The sequence below is a fragment of the Streptomyces noursei ATCC 11455 genome, from assembly GCF_001704275.1.
Lineage (GTDB): Bacteria > Actinomycetota > Actinomycetes > Streptomycetales > Streptomycetaceae > Streptomyces > Streptomyces noursei.
Genome location: NZ_CP011533.1, coordinates 2,658,045 through 2,677,741, shown reverse-complemented (window position 1 = coordinate 2,677,741; position 19,697 = coordinate 2,658,045). Strand labels below are relative to the sequence as shown.

General features: G+C 75.1%; 21 protein-coding genes and 1 pseudogene. 12 read left to right on the top strand and 10 right to left on the bottom strand.

Annotation, left to right across the window (positions count from 1 at the left end):
* Positions 1–111: 111 nt before the first annotated feature.
* From SNOUR_RS11210 to SNOUR_RS11195, 4 genes and pseudogenes are all read right to left on the bottom strand, one after another.
* Positions 112–1,098 carry a TIGR04222 domain-containing membrane protein gene (locus SNOUR_RS11210; protein WP_159425852.1) on the bottom strand — a complete coding sequence of 329 codons (987 nt, stop codon included), beginning with the start codon at positions 1,096–1,098 and terminating at the stop codon, positions 112–114.
* Positions 1,099–1,106: 8 nt separating this feature from the next.
* Positions 1,107–2,403 (bottom strand): annotated as a pseudogene (locus SNOUR_RS11205) (MbnB/TglH/ChrH family RiPP precursor modification enzyme).
* A gap of 156 nt (positions 2,404–2,559) precedes the next feature.
* Complete coding sequence (locus SNOUR_RS11200; RefSeq protein WP_067346161.1) at positions 2,560–3,210, bottom strand: LysE family translocator; 651 nt, start codon at positions 3,208–3,210, stop codon at positions 2,560–2,562.
* A gap of 106 nt (positions 3,211–3,316) precedes the next feature.
* Positions 3,317–3,970, bottom strand: a complete 654-nt coding sequence (locus SNOUR_RS11195; protein WP_067346159.1) for a TetR/AcrR family transcriptional regulator — start codon at positions 3,968–3,970, stop codon at positions 3,317–3,319.
* A 257-nt stretch (positions 3,971–4,227) separates the two neighbouring features.
* Here SNOUR_RS11195 and SNOUR_RS11190 point away from each other — a divergent pair, with 257 nt between their 5' ends.
* Complete coding sequence (locus SNOUR_RS11190; protein WP_067346157.1) at positions 4,228–4,911, top strand: SRPBCC family protein; 684 nt, start codon at positions 4,228–4,230, stop codon at positions 4,909–4,911.
* A gap of 348 nt (positions 4,912–5,259) precedes the next feature.
* On the opposite strand, the gene SNOUR_RS11185 is transcribed toward SNOUR_RS11190, so the two are convergent.
* Positions 5,260–5,970: a peptidyl-tRNA hydrolase gene (locus tag SNOUR_RS11185; RefSeq protein ID WP_067358126.1), complete on the bottom strand. Its 711-nt coding sequence runs from the start codon at positions 5,968–5,970 to the stop codon at positions 5,260–5,262.
* 241 nt (positions 5,971–6,211) lie between these two features.
* Here SNOUR_RS11185 and SNOUR_RS11180 point away from each other — a divergent pair, with 241 nt between their 5' ends.
* Genes SNOUR_RS11180 through SNOUR_RS11170 form a run of 3 tightly spaced genes read left to right on the top strand, consistent with a single transcriptional unit; the run spans position 6,212 to position 8,047 of the window.
* The gene (locus tag SNOUR_RS11180; RefSeq protein ID WP_376738507.1) at positions 6,212–7,141 is read left to right on the top strand and encodes an ATP-binding cassette domain-containing protein; all 930 of its coding nucleotides are present in this window, start codon (positions 6,212–6,214) and stop codon (positions 7,139–7,141) included.
* Entirely contained in the window at positions 7,138–7,818 is a 681-nt protein-coding gene (locus SNOUR_RS11175; protein WP_079142520.1) for an ABC transporter, read from the top strand. Before SNOUR_RS11180 ends, SNOUR_RS11175 begins: the two co-directional genes overlap by 4 nt.
* Positions 7,819–7,849: 31 nt before the next feature.
* Positions 7,850–8,047 carry a hypothetical protein gene (locus SNOUR_RS11170; RefSeq protein ID WP_067346153.1) on the top strand — a complete coding sequence of 66 codons (198 nt, stop codon included), beginning with the start codon at positions 7,850–7,852 and terminating at the stop codon, positions 8,045–8,047.
* Positions 8,048–8,074: 27 nt separating this feature from the next.
* On the opposite strand, the gene zapE is transcribed toward SNOUR_RS11170, so the two are convergent.
* The gene (gene zapE, locus SNOUR_RS11165) at positions 8,075–9,202 is read right to left on the bottom strand and encodes a cell division protein ZapE (RefSeq protein ID WP_376738506.1); all 1,128 of its coding nucleotides are present in this window, start codon (positions 9,200–9,202) and stop codon (positions 8,075–8,077) included.
* A gap of 67 nt (positions 9,203–9,269) precedes the next feature.
* Between zapE and SNOUR_RS11160 the strand changes: the two genes are divergently transcribed.
* From SNOUR_RS11160 to SNOUR_RS11150, 3 genes are all read left to right on the top strand, one after another.
* Positions 9,270–10,091: a pyrimidine reductase family protein gene (locus tag SNOUR_RS11160; protein WP_067346151.1), complete on the top strand. Its 822-nt coding sequence runs from the start codon at positions 9,270–9,272 to the stop codon at positions 10,089–10,091.
* A gap of 171 nt (positions 10,092–10,262) precedes the next feature.
* Positions 10,263–10,739 (top strand): indole-3-glycerol phosphate synthase, encoded by a 477-nt coding sequence (locus tag SNOUR_RS11155; protein ID WP_067346149.1) that lies wholly within the window; start codon positions 10,263–10,265, stop codon positions 10,737–10,739.
* 179 nt (positions 10,740–10,918) lie between these two features.
* Positions 10,919–11,119 (top strand): hypothetical protein, encoded by a 201-nt coding sequence (locus tag SNOUR_RS11150; protein WP_067346147.1) that lies wholly within the window; start codon positions 10,919–10,921, stop codon positions 11,117–11,119.
* 49 nt (positions 11,120–11,168) lie between these two features.
* Here the strand turns inward: SNOUR_RS11150 and SNOUR_RS11145 are convergent, their stop codons facing one another.
* Both SNOUR_RS11145 and SNOUR_RS11140 read right to left on the bottom strand, forming a co-directional pair.
* Entirely contained in the window at positions 11,169–11,855 is a 687-nt protein-coding gene (locus SNOUR_RS11145; RefSeq protein ID WP_067346146.1) for an ABC transporter ATP-binding protein, read from the bottom strand.
* Positions 11,852–12,940, bottom strand: a complete 1,089-nt coding sequence (locus SNOUR_RS11140) for an ABC transporter permease (RefSeq protein ID WP_067346144.1) — start codon at positions 12,938–12,940, stop codon at positions 11,852–11,854. Before SNOUR_RS11140 ends, SNOUR_RS11145 begins: the two co-directional genes overlap by 4 nt.
* A gap of 204 nt (positions 12,941–13,144) precedes the next feature.
* On the opposite strand from SNOUR_RS11140, the gene SNOUR_RS11135 reads away from it, so the two are divergent.
* The 5 genes from SNOUR_RS11135 (at position 13,145) to SNOUR_RS11115 (ending at position 17,595) form a co-directional block, all read left to right on the top strand.
* A complete protein-coding gene (locus SNOUR_RS11135) occupies positions 13,145–14,392 on the top strand; it encodes a sensor histidine kinase (protein WP_067346142.1) in 1,248 nt (415 codons plus the stop codon).
* The gene (locus tag SNOUR_RS11130; protein ID WP_039631831.1) at positions 14,389–15,030 is read left to right on the top strand and encodes a response regulator transcription factor; all 642 of its coding nucleotides are present in this window, start codon (positions 14,389–14,391) and stop codon (positions 15,028–15,030) included. Before SNOUR_RS11135 ends, SNOUR_RS11130 begins: the two co-directional genes overlap by 4 nt.
* A 151-nt stretch (positions 15,031–15,181) precedes the next feature.
* A complete protein-coding gene (murC, locus tag SNOUR_RS11125; protein WP_067346140.1) occupies positions 15,182–16,591 on the top strand; it encodes a UDP-N-acetylmuramate--L-alanine ligase in 1,410 nt (469 codons plus the stop codon).
* 15 nt (positions 16,592–16,606) lie between these two features.
* Positions 16,607–17,014: a peptide-methionine (R)-S-oxide reductase MsrB gene (msrB, locus tag SNOUR_RS11120; RefSeq protein WP_067346138.1), complete on the top strand. Its 408-nt coding sequence runs from the start codon at positions 16,607–16,609 to the stop codon at positions 17,012–17,014.
* Positions 17,015–17,097: 83 nt separating this feature from the next.
* Positions 17,098–17,595 (top strand): DUF3558 domain-containing protein, encoded by a 498-nt coding sequence (locus SNOUR_RS11115; RefSeq protein WP_067346136.1) that lies wholly within the window; start codon positions 17,098–17,100, stop codon positions 17,593–17,595.
* A 253-nt stretch (positions 17,596–17,848) separates the two neighbouring features.
* On the opposite strand, the gene SNOUR_RS11110 is transcribed toward SNOUR_RS11115, so the two are convergent.
* Positions 17,849–18,814 carry an alpha/beta hydrolase gene (locus SNOUR_RS11110; protein WP_312632538.1) on the bottom strand — a complete coding sequence of 322 codons (966 nt, stop codon included), beginning with the start codon at positions 18,812–18,814 and terminating at the stop codon, positions 17,849–17,851.
* 304 nt (positions 18,815–19,118) lie between these two features.
* Entirely contained in the window at positions 19,119–19,682 is a 564-nt protein-coding gene (locus SNOUR_RS11105; protein ID WP_067346134.1) for a hypothetical protein, read from the bottom strand.
* Between the last annotated feature and the right edge of the window lie 15 nt (positions 19,683–19,697).

The window sequence follows — 19,697 nt, the reverse complement described above, 5'->3', positions numbered from 1 at the left end:
GCGGCCGCCATGACGCTTCTCACCCTGTGGATATTTCGCCCCGGCCGGCCGGGGCGCCGAACTCGCCGCCCTGACCAGCCGCTTAGCGCGGACACCTGACCTGACGGTTCGTCAGTCACTGCTGCCGCAGCCCCCGCCGCCGCACCCGGAGCCCCCACAGCCCGAACTCCCGCCGCACGACGACCCGCCGCCGCACGAGGACGCCCCGCATCCGGAGTCCCCACCGCCGTCCGAGGAGCCGCACCACGTCGAGCCCGCGTCCCCGCCGCACCCGCCGGAGCCCGCCGACGACCCGCCGGACGGTGTCGAGGCCGCCACCGCCCCCTGGGCCTGCACGAAGTGGTCCCGCAACAACGGGTCCGTGAGCACCGCGGCACCGCCCAGCGCCACCGCCAGCCCGGCGACCCGCCTGGCCGCCTCCAGGCCCCGGAGGTCGTCGGGACGGGTGCCCCGGGGCCGGGCCGCGGCCAGGGCGGACCGGCCCGCCCGGGTGATCCGGCGGGTGAACAACCGCCGGCACGGCAGCCCGACCAGCAGGCCCACGGTCACCGCCGGGACGACCCGGACGGCCACCGGCGGCGCCCACGGACCACCGCCGTCGCGGACGGCGAGGAAGGACAGCACCAGTGCGACGGCGAAGAGCACGACACTCGCCTTCACCTGGAGCCCGGCCAGCAGCCGCCAGCCCCGGCCGGCGCGCGGCGGGCGCAGCAGCCCCCGGGCCGCCAGCCGGTCGCCGACCTCCTGCACCGCCGCACTGCGCATCACCCGCCCGCGGACGGCGGCCAGCGCCCCGCCCGGGGTGGCGGCGACCGCGTCCAGCACGGCCGTCTCCACCGGGTCGTGCGCGGTGGCGCGCCGCACCGTCACCGCGCCCGGACCGCCGATCGTCAGCCGCCTGTCCTTGTGCATCACCCAGAGCGCGGTGTCCGCCACCCGGCCCGGCCCGCCGGCCAGGAACGCCAACTCCCGGACGTCACGGGCCGGTCCGGCCGCCCGCCCGACCGCCGGCGTCCGCAGCCGCACCACCAGGGCCCCGACGAGCAGCGCCAGCGACGACAGGCCGAGGCCCAGATACACCCCTTGCGTGAACGACACGGCGCACCTCACTTCCGGCGCAGCGCGCGCTGCAGGGTCCCTGCCCGCCGGGCGGCGGCCCGCGCGAGCTGCGCCGCGCGGCGCCCGGACGGCGGCCGCGGCCCGGCCCGGTCGCGCCACCAGCGCGTCAGCCGCCGCCGTGCCACCGGGTCCGCGGGGCGGTCCTGCGCCAGCAGGAACGCCGCGAAGTCCAGGGCGTCCTGGCGGTAGCCGCCGGCCATGGGGCGGCGCCGGGCGTAGCCGAGGAAGGCCGACCGGTAGCCGTCGCCGAGGATCTCCGTCAGCTCCGGTGCCACCTTGGCGACCACCGCGGCCCGCTTGGCTGCCAGGGCCCGGCTCTGCACCCGCAGCCGGGCCGGGTCGAAGCCCTCCGGGGCGGGCGTCCCGGCCACCAGCGCGGACAGCAGCGCGGCCTGCGCCAGCGCCAACCGCTCACGGGCCGGACCGGTGTCCGCCACCGCCTCAAGCCGCCCGGACACGGCGCGCCTCCTCCACCACGGCGCGGATCGCGTCGAGTTCACCGGCCAGCTCGCCGCCCTCGGGGAAGTCGTCGTCGCGCTCCAGCAGCACGCCGGGCGGATCGGTCCGGGCGCACAGCTCCGCGAGGACGTCCAGGACCGGCCGGGTCACCGGGTGGGCGTGACTGTCGTGCCACACCCCGTCCCGCTCGACACCGCCCGCCACATGGACGTAGGCGAGCGCCTCGACCGGCAGCTCGTCGAGGGCCGCGGTCGGGTCCTCGCCGCGGTTGACGTGGTTGGTATGGAGGTTGGCGACGTCGATCAGCAGCCCGACCCCGGTGCGCTCGACCAGCTCGGACAGGAACTGCCCCTCGGTCAGCTCCTCGCCGGGCCAGGCGAACAGCGCGGCGATGTTCTCCAGGGCCAGTGGCACCGGCAGCGCGTCCTGGGCGATCCGGACGTTCTCGCACAGCACGTCCAGCGCGTCCCGGGTGCGCGGCGTCGGCAGCAGGTGCCCGGCCTCCAGCACCGGTGACGCGGTCAGCGGGCCGCCGGCGCGGACGAACGCGATGTGCTCGGTGACCAGCGGGGCCTCCAGCGCGGTGGCCCGCTCGGCGAGGGCCGCCAGCCGCCCGGCGTCCGGCCGGTCCGCGCCGCCGAGCCCGAGCGAGACCCCGTGCGGGATCACCGTCGTGCCGCGTTCCCGCAACTCCCGCAGGGCGTCCGGGAGATGGCCGGGGCAGACGTTCTCGGCCACCACCTCCACCCAGTCCACCCCGGGCAGCGCGGCGATCTCCGCGGCGATCTCCGGCCGCCAGCCGATGCCCGTCCCCAAACGACGCATGGTTCCCCCTTTGTGCTCCCCACGGTCGGGGTAGTCCTGACCCGGCGCGGGCGGGGCGAATCCCGCATCCGCGCGGTTCAGAGGTTGATTTGAGCTTCTCTCACCATTGGCCGGCCCGGATCGTGCCGTGCGCCGGCCGTTGCGTCCCGCCGCGGCTCAGCGGGCGACCTCCCACCCCACCGCCGTGCCCAGCGCCACCAGCACCCCGCCGGTGGCCTGGTCCAGCCGCCGCCGCACCCGCGGACGCTGCAGCACCGCCCGCGCCCGGTGCACCGCCAGGGCCACCCCGCCCAGCCACAGCACACCCAGCACCGCGTGCACGGCCACCAGCAGCAGCGTCGTGCCGACCACCGGCGCGCCGTGCGGGATGAACTGCGGCAGCAGGGAGAGGTAGACCACCCCCACCTTGGGGTTGAGGACGTTGGTCAGCAGCCCACCGCGGAACGCCCGCCAGGGGCTGCCCGGTACGGCCGGAGCGGTCTCCTCCGCCGGCCCGTCCTCCGCCGCGTCCGCGCCGCGCCGACGCCGGGCGCCGCGCAGCGCCTGCACCCCGAGCCACACCAGATAGACGGCGCCGGTCACCCGCAGCGCGTCGTACGCGGTCTGCGAGGCGGCCAGCATCGCGGTCAGTCCCACCGCCCCGGCCAGTCCCCACACGAAGCAGCCGGCGGCTATGCCCAGCGCACTGCACAGCGCGGCGCGCCGCCCCGAGCCGAGCGCGGTCCGCAGCACCACCGCGAAGTCCGGGCCGGGGGAGACGGTGAGCAGTGCGGCCACCACGGTGAAGCCGATGAGCGAGGTCAGCATGGGTGACACGGTATGTCCCGCCGCGGGCCGGGCCGCCGGCGGGGACGGGGGGAGCGGTCCACCGGGGCCCGCCGCCGGCGGCCCGGTCGTCGCCCCGCTTACGACGTCACGCTCCGGGGGCCAGCAGGCCGTCCAGTTCGGCCGCGAAGAACAGGGCGGGGTCCAGGCCCATGCCGCTGAAATGGCCGGCGAGCTCCAGGGACAGGACGCCGTGCAACCGGGACCAGAAGGTCAGGGCCTTGTGGAGAGCCGCCGGTGGGGCGGGGTGGTCGCGGGCCCATTCCCGGTGCGCTTCCAGGTGGGCGCCGAACGGTGTCGTCGGTTCGTCCGCCGCGAGGGCTGTGCAGGCGTCGAGCAGGACGGTCATGATCTGGTCCGCGATGCCGGTGATGTCCGCGGGGGCGTGGTAGCCGGGCACGGGGGTGCCGTAGACGAGGAAGTACCGCTGAGGATCCGCCAAGGCCCAGCCGCGCAGGGCGTGCGCCAGCACGGCCAGGTCGGCACCGCCGACCGAGGTGGTGCGGAGGGCCTCGGCGAGGCTCTGGTAGGCGTCCTTGACGAGTGCGGTGATCAGCTCGTCGCGGCTGGCGAAGTAGCGGTAGAGCGCGGGTCCGCTCATGCCCATCTGTTTGGCGACCGCGTTGAGGGAGAGCGCGGACACCCCCGCTGTGGCGATCTGCTCCCAGGCGCGTTCCTTGATCTCCGCGCGCACCTGGGCGCGGTAGCGCTCCCGAGGGGTCTTCGGGTCCGTCCCGTCCATGACCTGCCGCCTTCCCCGCCCGCTCGCCTATGCCCTCAAGATTTCGTTAGAACCTATCACGCGATCTCTTGACCGCCCGCCCTCCCGATAGTTATAACTTCTAACGAACGGCTAAGAGTCTAACGGTCGTGTGAGGGGGCGGCGTGCACCGCTGCGGGCTCAACAGGCACCGCCCTCACGGAATCCGACCGGGCGCCTCGGCAACCGATGAGACCCCAACAGCAGGCAAGAGCCCAACAACCGACAAGGGGAACCCCATGTCCGGCATCGCCAGCCCCAGCCCCGGCGCAAGCGCTGGTACCCGCACCCGTACCCACGCCCGCACTCGCCCCCGCGCCGTCCTGTTCGCCGTGCCGCTCGTCATCGGCCTCCTCGGCGCCGCCGCCCCGCCCGCCGGGGCCACCCCGCACCGTGCCGGCCCCTCCCTCACCTGCCGCGGGGGCGGCGTCGACCCCCACGCGCAGGTCCGCTACCGGACCGAGGCCGTGATCCACGCGCCGTTGCGCACCATCTGGAAGCTGCAGACCGACGTGGTGCGCTGGCCGTCCTGGCAGGCCGGCGTCAGCACCATGGAACGCCTCGACCACGGCCCCTTCCGGAAGGGGTCGGCGTTCCGCTGGACGACCCCGGTACCGCCCAACCCCACGACTCCCGCCACCGAGTTGGAGATCACCTCGACCGTCCGACAGCTCAAGCGCAACTCCTGCATCCGCTGGACCGGCCCCGCGGTCGGCGCGGGACTGCGCATCGACGGCGTCCACGTATGGAACTTCACCGAGGTCGAGGGAGGGGTCCGGGTGAGCACCGAGGAGACCCACACCGGCGCCCAGGTCGACGCGAACGTTCCCGCCGCGACCGCGATCCTCCGCCAGGGCCTCGAAGCATGGTTGCGCGAGCTGAAGACCACCGCCGAAGCGACTGCCATCGAGCAGCGGCACTGAACCCCGACGCGCCGATTCCGTACCGGGCACTGAACTCGCCGTCGGGATTGGTCGATTCGCGGCCGGTGGCGCTGATGCGCAGGGTGGTGCCGGGGTGCCGGGGTGCCGGGGTGCCGGGGTGCCGGGGTGCCGGGGTGCCGGGGTGCCGGCGAGTGCCGACTCGGTGCTGTGCTCGTGGGAAGGCAGGGTGGGACACGGCCGCGCGAGCCCACTTCTCGGTCACGCTTGGTCACACGTGAAGAAGCCGCGCGGCGTTCGTCACGTCACGGCGTCACCCGCGTTCGGCACCCTCGGCGGCGCTACCGCCGGCGCAGCCGCCCCGCCCGGCCATGACCCGTCGGACAGACCCTAGGGCCGCCGTGTGCGGGGGAGGGGGCAGAATCGACTGCCCCCTTCGGTCACCACGGTTTTCCCGGGTGCGATCTCGGTGAACCCGGCGTCCCGCACCACGGGCAGTCCGCTGGTCGTCAGTGCCGGCCAGGCCGCGGGCGTCGCGGTGCGCACGGCCAGCGGGAACCCTGCCGCGCGCCAGGCTTCCCGCTCCGCCGTGGACAGCTCCCACCAGGCCAGTTGTGCGCCGTGCCCGGCCTGTGCCATCGCCTTGCCCGCCGACATCTTCAGCCCGGGATTGAGCCACAGCACCGGCGCGCCGTCCGCGGGCTCCGCGGGGGCCTGCGGTTCGTCCAGCTCGGTGCCGGAGACCTGGAGCCGGGCGAGGTCCTTCGGCCAGCCGTCCAGCGGCACCGGCGGGAAGACCCGCACCTCGGCCTCGCGGCCGGTGACCGTGATGCCGGGCAGGGCCTCGGCCCGTCGCCACTCCGCTCCGCGTGCCCGCCGGACCACCTTCCGTATCCGGGAGTCCTGCCAGTCGTGCACCGCCCGGGCCCACTCGCCCGCGTCGGTGGCCCGCTCGTCGGAGAGCAGCACCAGCACCGCCCGCGCCGCGGTCTCCAGCGCGTCCGTGCGCCCGGGGGGTGCGGCCCGCTCCACGCGCACCACCAGTGGCAGGACGTACTCCGGCGCCGGCTCCGTGGGGGCCTGCGCCCGCTGGTCGTCGATCCGGGTGGGTGCGCTGTGCTCGCCGGACGGGCCGGCGGTCTCGGTACTGGTCACCCGATCAGTCTGCCAGCCGCCACCGACAGTCCCCCTCGCGACCGCCGACAGTCCCCCTCGCGACCGCCGACAGTCCCCCTCGCGACCGCCGACGGTCGCCGAACCCGCGCCCGACGACGCGGTGTTGCCCGCGCCCGGCTACCGTCGGCGGCTACAGGGGAACAGGGGAACGGGGGAGGTGCGGCCGATGCCGCGGCAGGAAGCGCAGCGGATGCGGCTGGACGGGGTCGGGCGGCGCTACGGCCTGCGTGGGCCCTGGGTGCTGCGCGAGGTGCGGCTCGATGTGCCGGCGGGCGCGCTGTTGCGCATCGAGGGGACCAACGGCAGCGGCAAGTCCACGCTGCTGCGGCTGCTCGCCGGCATCGACCGGCCCACCACGGGTCGGATCACCGGGCGCCCGCGCACCGCCTACGTGCCCGAGCGGTTCCCGGCCGCCCTGCCGTTCACCGCCGCCGGTTACCTCGCCCACCTCGGCCGCGTCCACGGCCTGCGGACACCGGAGGCGGCGGACCGTGCCGCCGAGTGGCTGGCGCGCTTCGGCGCCGCCGGGCACGCCCGGACCCCGCTGGCCGAGCTGTCCAAGGGGACGAGTCAGAAGGTCGCGGTCGCCCAGGCACTGCTCGCCGAGCCCGAACTCCTCGTCCTGGACGAGGCGTGGACCGGGCTGGACCCGGCCGCCCGCGACACCCTCGACCGCGCGGTCGCCGAACGGGTCGCCGCCGGCGGCACCGTGGTCTTCGTCGACCACGACCCACGCCGACTGGCCGGGGCCGCGAGCGCCCGCTACCGCGTCGCCGACGGCCGGCTGCTGCCCCGGGAGCCCGGTACCGCCGCCGAGCCGGCCGACGGGGTCGACGCCGGTGCCGGCCCGCGGACCGTCGTCGAGGCGGAGGGTCCGCCGGGCAGCCCGCCGCCGCCCGGCCTGCCGGGCGCGCCGGACCTCGCCCCCGGTCCCGGCAACAGCCTGCGGCTCACCGTCGCCACCGTTCACTCCGACGCCCTGCTGCGCACCCTGCTCACCGCGCGCCCGCCCTGGCACATCCGGGCGGTCGCCGCCGAGCCGCCCGGCCCCGGAACCACCGGAACCCCTGCTCCCGGAGAGGCCCCCCGGTCATGACCGCCTCCCTGCCCGCGCTGGTCCGCTATCAGGCGGTGCTGCTCGTCGGTTCCTACCGCTGGCTGCCGCCGCTCCTCGCCTACGCGGCGTTCCTCGCGATCGGCGTCCAGACCGGCGGCCCGATCCTGGACGCGTACGGCTACGCCGCCGGCGGGCTGCTGCCGGTCTCCGTCTGGCTGGCCCGGATCTGTGCCACCAACGAGCCGCCGGCCGCCCGCAGTTGTGTGGCGGCCGCCGCCGGACCCGGCCGGGCGCACCTCGCCGCGCTGCTGGCCGCGGTCGGCGCGGCGCTGGTCCTCGCACTCGCCGGGACGGCCTTCGTCGCGCTGCTCTCCGACCCGCACTCGACCGGCCATCGGGTCGCGGTCCCGGTGCTGCCCGCGACCGGCGCCGGGCTGCTCACCGCGTCGGTCTGCCTCGTGCTGGGCATCGGGATCGGCGCGCTGTGCTCCCCGCCGGTGCTGCGCCGCCCCGGCTGGGGCGTCCCGGTCGGGCTGATCGCCGCGCTGCTGGTCCTCGTCCTGGGCGCGTCGCCCGCCAACGCCGCGCTGCGCGGCATGATCACCGGCTCCGAGCGGGGCACCGTCGCCGTGCCCTGGCCGTCGCTCGCCGTCGCGGTGCCGCTGGCGTCCGCCGCCACGGCCCTGGCCTGCGCCCTCAGCGGGCGCCGCGGCTGAGGGCTCCGGGTCCGCGGCGTACGCTCGCCCCATGCCCCGCACCGATCCGCACCCCACGCCCGATCCGGACGACCCGGGCCCGGAGGCCCCCGGCGCCGACGCGGGCCCGCCGCGCGCCGACTGCGTCGAGTGCGGCCGTCCGACCGCATACCCGGCGTTCCGGCCGGGCATCGTCCGCTGCCCGGTCTGCGAGTGGCAGGAGGCCCAGCGCTCGGCCTGCTCGGGCTGACCGGCTCGCCGGACGGCCGGTCGCCGGCTACGCCACCAGCGTCTTGGCGTCCCGGGCCAGCGCGGTCAGCCGGGAGATGGCGCGGAAGTACTTCTTCCGGTAGCCGCCGCGCAGCATCTCGTCGCTGAACAGTTCGTCGAAGGGCTTGCCGGAGGCCAGCACCGGCACCTCCCGGTCGTAGAGCCGGTCGGCGAGCACCACCAGGCGCAGCGCGGTGGACTGGTCCGGAACCGCCTGCACGTCGGTGAGGCAGACCGCCGTTATGCCGTCGCACATCGCGCCGTACCGGCTGGGGTGCACCGTCGAGAGGTGGTGCAGGAGGGCCGGGAAGTCGTCGAGCGAGGCGCCCGGGGTGTGGTGCGCCGCGCGGGTCACCGTCTCGTCGTCGTACGGGGCGGGCGCCTCGGGCAGGCCGCGGTGCCGGTAGTCCTCGCCGTCGATGCGCAGGGCGCGGAAGTGGGCGCTCAGGCCCTGGATCTCGCGCAGGAAGTCGGCGGCGGCGAACCGGCCCTCGCCGAGCTTGCCGGGCAGCGTGTTGGAGGTGGCGGCCAGCGCCACACCGGCCTCCACCAGCTTGCCCAGCAGGGTGGAGACCAGCACCGTGTCGCCGGGGTCGTCCAGCTCGAACTCGTCGATGCACAGCAGCCGGTGGGAGCCGAGCGTGCGCACCGTCTGCTGGAAACCGAGGGCGCCGACCAGGTTGGTCAGCTCGACGAAGGTCCCGAACGCCTTGAGCTCGGGGGCGGCGGGGGTCGCGTGCCAGAGGGAGGCGAGCAGGTGGGTCTTGCCGACGCCGTAGCCGCCGTCCAGATAGACCCCGCGCGGACCCTTGGGCGCGACGGTCTTCTTCGGTCCCCGGGAGAACCAGCGCCGCTTCCCGCCGGTGTCCGCGTCCGCGCCGTCGATGCCCGCGGCGAACGTCCGCAGGACCTGCACGGCCTCGGCCTGGCTGGGCTGCCGCGGGTCCGGCAGGTAGGTGTCGAAGCGGGCGCCCTGGAAGCGCGGCGGCGGCACCATCTCGGCGACCAGGCGCTCGGCCGGGACGTGCGGCGCGCGGGAGCTGAGCGCGGTGGGCGCCGGGGCGCGGTCCCCGTCGGCCGGGGGCGCGGCTATCGGAGAGGGGGCGGGGGAGGGCGAGCAGTGGGAAGGTGACACAGCCGTCCAGCCTAGTCGCTGCGCGGCATCACCCGACCGGGTGAGCGAGGCATGTCACACTGCGCCCATGCGACGCCTGTTCCCCTTCCCCACCCCGACCACCCCCGCCCCGGAGGCCGACCGGACCGCCGGTCCCGATGCGACCACCGACCGCGAGTGGACGCTGGACGAGCTGGCCACGGCCTATGCGTACCCGGCGGCGGACGACCCGGTGCGGGCCGGCCGCCCCGGCTGGCTGCGCGCCAACATGGTGTCCTCCCTGGACGGCGCGGCGCACCACGAGGGGCGTTCGCAGCCGCTCTCCGGGGATGCCGACATGCGGATCTTCGGAGTGCTGCGGGCGCTCTCGGACGCGGTGGTGGTGGGCGCCGAGACGGTCCGGCGGGAGGGCTACCGGCCGGCCCGCGCCCGGGCCGCGTTCGCCGACCGGCGGGCCGCCGCCGGACAGGGCCCGGCCCCCGCCATCGCGGTGGTGACCGCGGGCCTGGAGCTGGACTTCGCCCTGCCGCTGTTCACCGAGCCGTTGGTGCCCACCCTGGTGCTGACCGGTGCCGATGCCCCCGAGGACCGGGTGCGCGCGGCCCGGGCGGCGGGCGTCGAGGTGCTCTTCGCCGGCGAGGGGCTGGGCGTCGACCCGGCCCGGGTGGCGGAGGTGCTGGCCGAACGGGGGCACACCCGGCTGCTCACCGAGGGCGGGCCGCGCCTGCTGGGGCAGTTCGCGGCGGCCGGGGCGCTGGACGAGATGTGTCTGTCGCTGGCCCCGGTGGTGGCGGTGGGCGATGCGCAGCGGATCATGGACGGGCCCGCGGTCGCGGTTCCCACGCGGTTCGCGCTGGCGTCCGTGCTGGAGGACTCCGGATTCCTGTTCACCCGTTACCGCCGGTTCTGACAGCGCCGCAGGTTCTCAATTGAGCGGAATTATCTGTTCCGCTTAGCTTGTGTTGGGCACACTAAAAGCCGACAGGTCCCGTGTGGCGACGGGGCAGGATGGTTTCTGTGGGCACCGCGGCGAGTGGTGCCGAAGCGAAGAAGGGCGTCCGTCGTGTTCACGAGCGTATTGATGATCGAGAAGCCCCTGACGCCCGCCGATGTGGAGTTCGTCACCACCCTGCACGGCGATGACCCGGTCTCCTTCGTCGTCCTCATGCAGCCGCGCGGCAAACAGGACGTCCTGTTGCGGGCCATCGACGACGTGGCGCTCGGGGAGTTCGAGGACGCCGTGCGGGAGGGCGACGAGCCCGGCGGGGCGAACGCCGTGCTCCCCGCCGAACAGGGCCTGTCGCACACCTTGGAGGCGCTGCGCGCTGCGGGCTCCGAGGCGGTCGGCCAGGTGGTCGAGGACCATCCGCTGGACCTGCTGAAGTCGGTGGTCGACGAGACCGGAGCCGACGAGGTGATCGTGCTGACCACCCCGCACTTCGTCGAGGAGTTCTTCCACCGGGACTGGGCCTCCCGGGCTCGCCACAAGGTCGGCGTCCCCGTCCTCAAGCTGTTCTCGCACGCCGCCGACGACCAGCCGCACGCGCCCGGCGCCTGACCCGCTCCGGTACGGCCCGCGCCGGCCGGATCGCGTCAATCCCGCACCGACCCGCCACCCGAACGGGGCAGCTGCAGCGCACTGCTGTCCCGATTCGGTGCGTTCCTGGTCAGGAAGCGGCCCACCGCGGGCCGCAGCCGGCACCGCCGAGGACCGGCGCATCGAGGAAAGGGGACGTCATGGCGGAGCAGCGGGAACCGGACGCGCAGCGCAAGCGCGGTCGTCGCGAGGGCCGGGCCCGGGACGACGAGCGCGCCCCGGAGCGGTCGGGGCAGGCCGCCCCGGAGGCCGAGGAGTCCACGCCCGAGAGCGGAGCCGGCAAGAGGCGGGTGACCGACGAGCACGGCCTGTTCCCCACCTTCTCGCACCGTGACGACTAGCCCCCGCGTGTACGGGACGGGCCGGTGCCCCCGCCCGTCCCGTACACACTCACACCCCGGCGCCCGCCCCTGAGGTCAGCCGGCCGTCCAGCACCTCCGCCACCGCGTCCACCGCGTCCAGGTGGGAGCGGTCGTGCGTGACCAGCACCGTCGCGGTGCCGCGGGCGTGGGTGAGCTCGGTCAGCAGGCCGAGGACCGCCGCGCCCCGCTCGTGGTCCAGTGCGCTGGTCGGCTCGTCGACCAGCAGCACCGAGGGCTCGTTCATCAGCGCCCGGGCGATGTTGACCCGCTGCCGCTGGCCGCCCGACAACTGGTGCGGACGCCGGTCCGCCTGGTCCGCCAGGCCCACCGCCGCCAGCAGCTCCCGCGCCCGGGACCGCGCCGTACGGGGCGAGCGGCCGTCCAGATGGGCCATCACCTGGAGCTGCTCGGCCGCCGTCAGCGCCGGCAGCAGGTTCGGCTGCTGGAAGACCGTCCCGATGGTGGTGCGGCGCAGCGTCGTCAGCTCCGCGCGGCTCAGGCCCGCGGTGTCCCGGCCGGCGATCACCACCCGCCCGCGGTCCGGCCGGATCAGCGTCGCGGCCACTGCCAGCAGGCTGGACTTGCCGGACCCGGACGGCCCGACCACCGCCGTCAGGCAGCCAGCCGGCACGGTCAGCGACACCGCGTCCAGCGCGGTCAGCCGCGTGTCGCCGTCGGGGTAGGTGAGGGTGACATCGGACAGTTCGAGGCTCATCGGGCACTTCCCAGGGCGGTCAGCGGATCGACGGACGTGATGCGGCGGATGGACAGCGCGGCGCCCACGGCACCCAGCGCGATCATGATCAGGGCGGGGACCAGCACGGTGGACGGGTCGAGCACGAACGGCACGGTGCCGCCCACCGCGGCGCCCACCCCGGCCGCCATCGCGGTCCCCAGGGCCGTGCCGACGACCAGCAGGACGACGGCCTGGCCGAGGGCGTCCCGCAGCAGGTAGCGGGTCGAGGCGCCGAGCGCCTTGAGCACCGCGACGTCGCCGCTGCGCTGGATCGTCCAGACCGTGAAGAACGCCCCGATGACCAGCGCGGATATCGCGAACAGGAAGCCGCGCATCAACTGCAGCGAGCCGTTCTCGGCGCTGTACGAACCGATCGCGGTCAGGGCGTCCTGGGCGGCCACCGTCCTGGTGTCCAGCCGGCGGTCGGCGGCGGCCAGGCCGTCCGTCCCGGTGGTGGACAGGGCGAGCACGGTCGCGCCTCCGGAGTCCGCACCGCCGGGGCTCCCGGACAGCCGGTGCCAGTCGCCCAGCGAGGCCCACACCACCGGCGTGTGGCTGTACATCGCCGCGCCCGACACCGCCGCCACCGCGAGCTTCCGGCCGCCCAGCGAGACCCGGTCGCCGGCCCGTACACCGAGCGTCGAGGCGGCCTTCTCGGACAACACCACCGTGCCGTCCCCGGCCGGCCCCGCGGACGGCGCCAGGTGCGACCCGGGCCGCACCCCGAACACCGACACCGCCGCCGACTTCCCGCCGGCCCCCTCGGCCTTCGTGGTGGCGATCCCCAGCGGTTCCGCGCTCCGTACACCGGGCACCCGAGCCCACTCCCGTACCGTCCGCTCCGGCAGCCGGGAATCGGTGAACGACGGCTTGCCGTCCCCGGCGGGAGCGGAGAAGACCAGGTGGTCGGCGGGGAGCGCGGTGATCGCCGAGGTGTTCTCCCGGCCCAGCCCCGCCGTCAGGCCGGACAGCAGCCCCACCAGCACCGTGATCAGAGTGACGACGGTCCCCATCAGGGCGAACCGGCCCTTGGCGAATCTCAGATCTCTCCAGGCGACGAACACCGGCGCGGCCATCCTCGACAACGGTGCCGGACCCGCTGCCCGGCGACTGGCTCCCACCGTCGCCCACCGCGCGGGTGCCGGGCATCGCGCCCAGGTGTGGTTCACCGGGGCCGAAAGATGCGCTCCGGCCTCCACCTTTGGATGCCCGCGCTCCACCTTTCGATTGATGCCGGCGGCGGAACCGGACCGTAGCCTGAAGGGGCCGTGACCGAAGAAGCCAGGACCGACCACTCCCTCACCCCTGTTCTGCGCGTGCTGCGCCTGTGCCTCCACCTGATGGTGGCCGCGCTGCTCGCGCTCGCCGCCGTACGCGCGGTGGCCGACGGGAGGCCCACCGCACCGGCCGTGCTCGCCACCGCCGTGGTCCTGCTGACGCTCTACGTCCTCGGCCCCGTACTGCCCCGGGTCCGCAGCTCCTCCCGCGCCGCCGGGCTCTGGCTCGCCGCCGTGGTCGCGGTCTGGATGGTGCTGCTGGCACTCACCCCGGACGGCGTCTGGCTGGCTTTCCCGCTCTTCTTCGTCGAGCTGCACCTGCTGCCGCTGCGCTGGGCACTGCCCGCCGTCGCGGCCAGTACGGCCCTCGCCATCGCCGGATTCGCCTGGCACACCCACACCCTCAGCGTCGGCACGGTCATCGGCCCCGTCCTGGGCGCCGCGGTCGCGGTCGCCGTCGTCCTCGGCTACCAGGCCCTCTACCGGGAGAGCGAACAGCGCCGCCGCCTCATCGAGGAGCTCACCGAGGCCCGCAGCGAACTGGCCGTCGCGGAGCGGGCCGCCGGCGTCCTCGCCGAACGGGAGCGGCTGGCCCGCGAGATCCACGACACCCTCGCCCAGGGCCTGTCCAGCATCCAGCTGCTGCTCCGGGCCGCCGAGCGGGCCGTGCCGGAGCGGCCGGAGACCGCCCTCGGCCACATCCGGCAGGCCCGTACGGCCGCCGTCGACAACCTCGCCGAGGCGCGCCGCTTCGTCCGCGCGCTAAGCCCGCCCGACCTGGAGGCCGGTTCGCTGCCGGCCGCCCTGGAGCGGCTGTGCGCCGCCACCGCCCGCACCTCCGGGCTGGTCGTGCACTGCCAGGTCTCCGGCGTCCCCGCCCCGCTGCCCACCCCGCACGAGGTCGCCCTGCTGCGCATCGCCCAGTCCGCGCTCGCCAACACCGTCCAGCACGCCGCCGCCGGCCGCGTCGAGCTGACCCTGAGCTACATGGACACCGAGGTCGCCCTGGACGTCGTCGACGACGGCGCCGGGTTCCTGCCCGCCGAGGTCCCGCCGCCCGGCTCCGCGGCGGCCGGCGACTCCGGCTTCGGGCTGGCCGCGATGCGCGCCCGGGCCCGCGCCCTCCAGGGCACCCTCGCCGTCGAGTCCGCCCCCGGGGAGGGCACCGCACTCGCCGTCACCCTGCCCTGCCCCGACCCGTCCGCCGCCCCCGAGACCGCACCGGGAGCCGCCCCGTGACCGCACCCGCCGCCCCCGTCCGGCTGCTGCTCGCCGACGACCACCCCGTCGTCCGTGCCGGACTCCGCGCCGTCCTGGAGACCGAGCCGGACTTCGAGATCGCCGCCGACGTCCCCACCGCCGAGGAGGCCGTGGAACTGGCCGGGCGGCTCGACGTCGACGTGGTCCTCATGGACCTCCAGTTCGGCGGCCGGATGCTGGGGTCCCGGGCCACCGCCGAGATCACCGGCCGCCCCGGAGCCCCCCGGGTCCTGATCCTGACCACCTACGACAGCGACGCCGACATCCTCGCCGCCATCGAGGCCGGCGCCACCGGCTACCTCCTCAAGGACGCCCCGCCGGACGAGCTCGCCGCCGCGGTGCGGGCCGCCGCCGCCGGGAAGTCCGCGCTCGCCCCGACCGTCGCGCTGCGCCTGATGGACCGCATGCGGACGCCCGCCACCGCCCTCTCCCGCCGCGAGACCGAGGTCCTCCAGCTCGTCGCCGACGGCCTGTCCAACGCGGCGATCAGCAAGCGGCTCTTCCTCAGCCAGGCGACCGTCAAGTCCCACCTCGTCCACATCTACTCCAAGCTGGGCGTCGACTCCCGCACCGCCGCGGTCGCCGCCGCCACCGCCCAGGGCCTGATCCGCCGCTGAGCGTCGCCGCCGTGGGGCCGGCCGCGCGGCGCACGCCGCCGCGGGGTCGCGGACCGCCGCTGTCGGTGCCGGGTGCGAGAATCGTCCGCAGCACGACGTACGACACCACGCTCGACCGCACGATCCGCTCGACGATCAGGGAGACCCATCCATGGCACCCGCCACCGCCATCCCAGCCTCGATGGAACGGCCGCACTTCATCGGCATCGGCGGCGCCGGCATGTCGGGCATCGCCAAGATCCTCGCGCAGCGCGGCGCCGCGGTGGCGGGCAGCGACGCCAAGGACTCCGCGACCGCCAGGGCCCTGCGCGACCTCGGCGTCACCGTCCACATCGGGCACGCCGCCGAGCACCTCGCCGCCGAAGCCACCAGCGTCGTGGTCTCCTCCGCGATCCGCTCCGACAACCCCGAGCTCGCCGCCGCCCAGCAGCGCGGCATCCCCGTCGTGCACCGCTCCGACGCCCTCGCCGCCCTCATGGACGGCCTGCGCCCCATCGCCGTCGCCGGCACCCACGGCAAGACCACCACCACGTCGATGCTCGCCGTCTCCCTCGGCGCCCTCGGCCTGAAGCCGTCGTACGCCATCGGCGGCGACCTCGACGCCCCCGGATCCAACGCCGAGCACGGCACCGGCCAGATCTTCGTCGCCGAGGCCGACGAGAGCGACCGCAGCTTCCACAAGTACGCCCCCGAGGTCGCCATCGTCCTCAACGTCGAGCTCGACCACCACGCCAACTACGCCTCGATGGACGAGATCTACGCCTCCTTCGAGACCTTCGTCGACCGTGTCCGCCCCGGCGGCACCCTCGTCGTCTCCGCCGACCACCCCGGCGCCCGCGAGCTGACCGCCCGCCTCGCCGGCCGCGACGACATCGAGATCGTCACCTACGGCGAGTCCAAGGACGCCGACGTCCGCATCCTCCAGATCACCCCGCACGGCCTGGCCAGCGATGTCACCGTCACCCTCACCAGCGGCAAGATCCTCACCTTCACCGTCTCCGTCCCCGGCCGGCACTACGCGAGCAACGCCGTCGCCGCGCTCACCGCCGGTGTCGCCCTCGACCTCCCGCCGCACCAGCTCGCCGACGCCCTCGGCAAGTACACCGGCGTCAAGCGCCGCCTCCAGCTCAAGGGCGAGGCCGCCGGCGTCCAGGTCATCGACTCCTACGCCCACCACCCCACCGAGATGACCGCCGACCTGGAGGCCATCCGCAGCGCCACCGAGGAGTCCGGCGGACGCATCCTCGTGGTCTTCCAGCCGCACCTGTACTCCCGCACCCAGGAGCTGGGCACCGAGATGGGCCAGGCGCTCGCGCTCGCCGACGCCTCCGTCGTCCTGGACATCTACCCGGCCCGCGAGGACCCGATCCCGGGCGTCACCAGCGCCCTGATCACCGACGCCGCCCGGGCCGCCGGCGCCCAGGTCACCCCCGAGGCCGACAAGAGCGCGATCCCGGACCTGATCGCCGGAATGAGCCGCCCCGGTGACCTTGTTCTCACCATGGGCGCGGGCGATGTGACCGACCTCGGCCCCGCCATCCTGACCCGCCTGGGCGCATGAGCTGAGGAGCCCCCGATGACGTACGAGATCGACAAGCCCGACGAGCAGTGGCGCGCCGAGCTGACCCCGGCCGAGTACCACGTCCTGCGCCAGGGCGGCACCGAGCCCGCCTTCGTCGGCGAGTACACCGACACCAAGGCCGCCGGCGTCTACTCCTGCCGCGCCTGCGGCGCCGAACTCTTCCGCTCCACCACCAAGTTCGAGAGCCACTGCGGCTGGCCGTCCTTCTACGACCCCAAGGACACCGACGCCGTAGAGCTGTTGGAGGACCGCACCCACGGCATGGTCCGCACCGAGGTCCGCTGCGCCCGCTGCGGCTCCCACCTCGGCCACGTCTTCGAGGGCGAGGGCTACCCGACGCCGACGGACCAGCGCTACTGCATCAACTCGATCTCGCTGCGGCTGCTCTCCGACGAGAGCTGAGCACCGGTCGGGTCGGGAGGAGGCGCCCGTCGCCCCCTCCCGACCCCGCCTGCCTCGCCGCTGCCAAGGGGCCGTTGTGCACGATGGCGGAGACCGCCACCGACCATGCGCTGGAGGTGCTGGGCCGCGGCGCGATCGCACGCCGCACACCCCTGCCGGCCGCCTCGCTGATCCATCAGGACGCCTGCGCCCTGCTCACCCCGGGCGCCCTGCAGTCCGTGCCCGGCATCGACGCCGGCGACCCGGACATCTCGTTCGGCAACTGGGGCTGCCGCTGGCGCAGCACCACCGGCCCCCTGTGGGTGGAGCTGCGGTTCGACCGCGGTCAGCCGCTCGACGCCTCCGACGGCACGCTCACCCGGGTGGGCGGACGCCCCGCCGTCGTCGAGCCGGACGCGGACGGCGACCACACCTGCCGGGTCGGCGTGACCCACCGCCCCTTCACCAACCGGGATGGCGACGCGGCGGTGGAGACGCTCGACCTGACCGTCGGCGGCGACCGCTCCGCGGCGGGGCTGCGCCGCCCGGCCACCCGGCTGGCCACCGCCGCGGGCGCCCAACTCCGGCTGGACCAGGGGTAGATGGGGTGACCTCGCACCCGGGACGACCGTTCCGCGCGGGCTACCGCTTCGGGAAGAAGTCCAGTACGGCCGGCGCCGGCGCGGAGTTCCACCACCCGGAAGCCCAGCCCGTTCAGGCTGCCGGTGCCGCCCTCGCCGACCGACGTGGACAGGAACACGCCGTGGCCCGCGGCCCGTACCACCACCGAGCGCGCCGTGATGCTCGTGATCGCGGCTCCGCCCGCGCCGCTGGCCGGGGACCCCCGCCGCGGGCTCAGCGGCCAAGTATCCGGCGGAGCCAGCGGGTGCGCGCGTCGAGGGCGTCCTGGCTGAGGGCCGCCCGCGGCGCGAGGGTGTCGAAGCCGTGGCAGGCACCGGCCCATACATGGAGTTCGGCCTCGCCGCCGGACCGCCAGATCGCCTGGGCGTAGGCCACCGCCTCGTCCCGGAAGGTCTCGGCCGACCCGACCTCGACGTAGGCCGGGGGCAGCCCGGACAGCTCCGTGGCGCGCGCGGGTGCCGCGTAGGGCGGCAGGTCGGCGGCGCCGTACCGGTCGCCCAGCAGCGCCTGCCACGCGGTGGCGTTGGAGATGCGGTCCCAGGTGTCGACGCCGGCCATCTGGTGGCCGGAGAAGGTGTCGTTGCGGTCGTCGAGCATCGGGCTCAGCAGCAGTTGACCGATCGGAGCCGGCCCGCCGCGGTCGCGGGTCAGCAGGGCGAGCGCCGCGGTGAGGCCGGCGCCGGCGCTCTTCCCCCCGAGGATGATGCGGTCCGCGTCGAAGCCCTGTCCGGCCGCCTGGTCGGCCGCCCACACGAGCCCGGCGTAGCAGTCCTCCACGGGGTCGGGGTACTGCGCCCGCGGCGCCAGTCGGTACTCGACGGAGAGGACGGCGAGCCGCAGCGGAAGGGCCCATTCGCGCAGCAGCCGCGGAAGCACGGACCAGGCATTGCCCATGATCATGCCGCCGCCGTGCAGGTAGTACAGCAGCGGCAGTGGCCCGGCGATCCCGGCGGGCCGGGCGCTGACGAGCCTGACCTCGCCCCCGCCGCGCGGCCCCGGCGCGCACACCTCCGCCACCTCGAACCGGCCGCCGTCCGCCAGCTCCCGGACCGTCGGCCGGGGCCGGGCCGCGGCGTCCCGCTCCTGCCGGGCCGCGAGGTTCCCAGGGGTGACCGGTCTCCGTGCCGCCTCGCCCATGGCCGCCAGCACGGTGCGCAACTCCGGGTCGAAGGGCGGCACCTGGCGCCCCGTCGCGCCGGGATCATGTTCCGACGGCGTCCCACCGAGACCCACACCCACACCCATGACAGGCCCTCCCCGCGGTCGCGGGGCGCCCGATGCCGTCCCGCCCGGGACAGCTTGTCAGCCGTGGCCGATTCCCGACGAGGCCGGGTCCCGCGTCGGCGGGGGAGGGGGCGCCCCCTGGTGGATTGCGCCGGAAGCCCTCGTGGTCCGCACACCGATGCCCGCCCCTCGCCGAGCGAGGAGCGGGCATCGGTGTGCGCTGTTGCGCGGGGCGCGTCGGGCGTGTGGTGCCGGGCGCTCAGAAGCGGACGACGTTGTTGCAGCCCACGGTCGTGCCGATCCTGGTGTGCTCCACGCCCCGCCGGTCGAACCACCGGTGCCAGGGGCCGAACCAGCCGTTCGCGATCCCGACGCCGCCGAGGACGTCGACGTTCTTGTCGAACGTCCGGCACGAGGTGAACTGCCGGATGACGATCTTGTGGCCGTGCGACGAGCCTTGCCGTCCGTTGGACTGCTGTCGGACGGCGTGCTGCCGGATCGGCTGCTGCCGGACGACGTGCTGGCGGACCGGCCGCTGCGGGACGACGTTCTGGCGTACCGGGTGCTGCAGGACGACGATCTGCCGTCTCGGCCGCTGGGGGGCGGTGTACTGCCGGATCGGCTGCTGCCGGATGATGACCTGCGGCTGCTGCCGGATGATCACCTGCTGGCCCGGCAGCGTGCGGATGGCGGTCTGCTGGGTCGGCCGGAGCTGGCGGTGGCCACCGCCCGGCCCGGCGTTGGCGGCGGCCGTGCCCGCGCCGAGCAGGCCGACGCTGCCGAGGACAGCCACCATGACGGCAGCCTTGCGAAGCTTGCGCATGTTATCTCCGAAAAT

Bases quoted from the DNA above. Each gene is read 5' to 3' on its own strand.
- SNOUR_RS11145 (WP_067346146.1), bottom strand. From the start codon at position 11,855: ATGAGCCTCGAACTGTCCGATGTCACCCTCACCTACCCCGACGGCGAC.
- SNOUR_RS11175 (WP_079142520.1), top strand. From the start codon at position 7,138: ATGACCGCCTCCCTGCCCGCGCTGGTCCGCTATCAGGCGGTGCTGCTC.
- murC (WP_067346140.1), top strand. From the start codon at position 15,182: ATGGCACCCGCCACCGCCATCCCAGCCTCGATGGAACGGCCGCACTTC.
- SNOUR_RS11160 (WP_067346151.1), top strand. From the start codon at position 9,270: ATGCGACGCCTGTTCCCCTTCCCCACCCCGACCACCCCCGCCCCGGAG.
- SNOUR_RS11170 (WP_067346153.1), top strand. From the start codon at position 7,850: ATGCCCCGCACCGATCCGCACCCCACGCCCGATCCGGACGACCCGGGC.
- SNOUR_RS11190 (WP_067346157.1), top strand. From the start codon at position 4,228: ATGTCCGGCATCGCCAGCCCCAGCCCCGGCGCAAGCGCTGGTACCCGC.
- SNOUR_RS11105 (WP_067346134.1), bottom strand. From the start codon at position 19,682: ATGCGCAAGCTTCGCAAGGCTGCCGTCATGGTGGCTGTCCTCGGCAGC.
- SNOUR_RS11195 (WP_067346159.1), bottom strand. From the start codon at position 3,970: ATGGACGGGACGGACCCGAAGACCCCTCGGGAGCGCTACCGCGCCCAG.
- SNOUR_RS11115 (WP_067346136.1), top strand. From the start codon at position 17,098: ATGGCGGAGACCGCCACCGACCATGCGCTGGAGGTGCTGGGCCGCGGC.
- SNOUR_RS11150 (WP_067346147.1), top strand. From the start codon at position 10,919: ATGGCGGAGCAGCGGGAACCGGACGCGCAGCGCAAGCGCGGTCGTCGC.
- msrB (WP_067346138.1), top strand. From the start codon at position 16,607: ATGACGTACGAGATCGACAAGCCCGACGAGCAGTGGCGCGCCGAGCTG.
- SNOUR_RS11200 (WP_067346161.1), bottom strand. From the start codon at position 3,210: ATGCTGACCTCGCTCATCGGCTTCACCGTGGTGGCCGCACTGCTCACC.
- SNOUR_RS11155 (WP_067346149.1), top strand. From the start codon at position 10,263: ATGATCGAGAAGCCCCTGACGCCCGCCGATGTGGAGTTCGTCACCACC.
- SNOUR_RS11180 (WP_376738507.1), top strand. From the start codon at position 6,212: ATGCCGCGGCAGGAAGCGCAGCGGATGCGGCTGGACGGGGTCGGGCGG.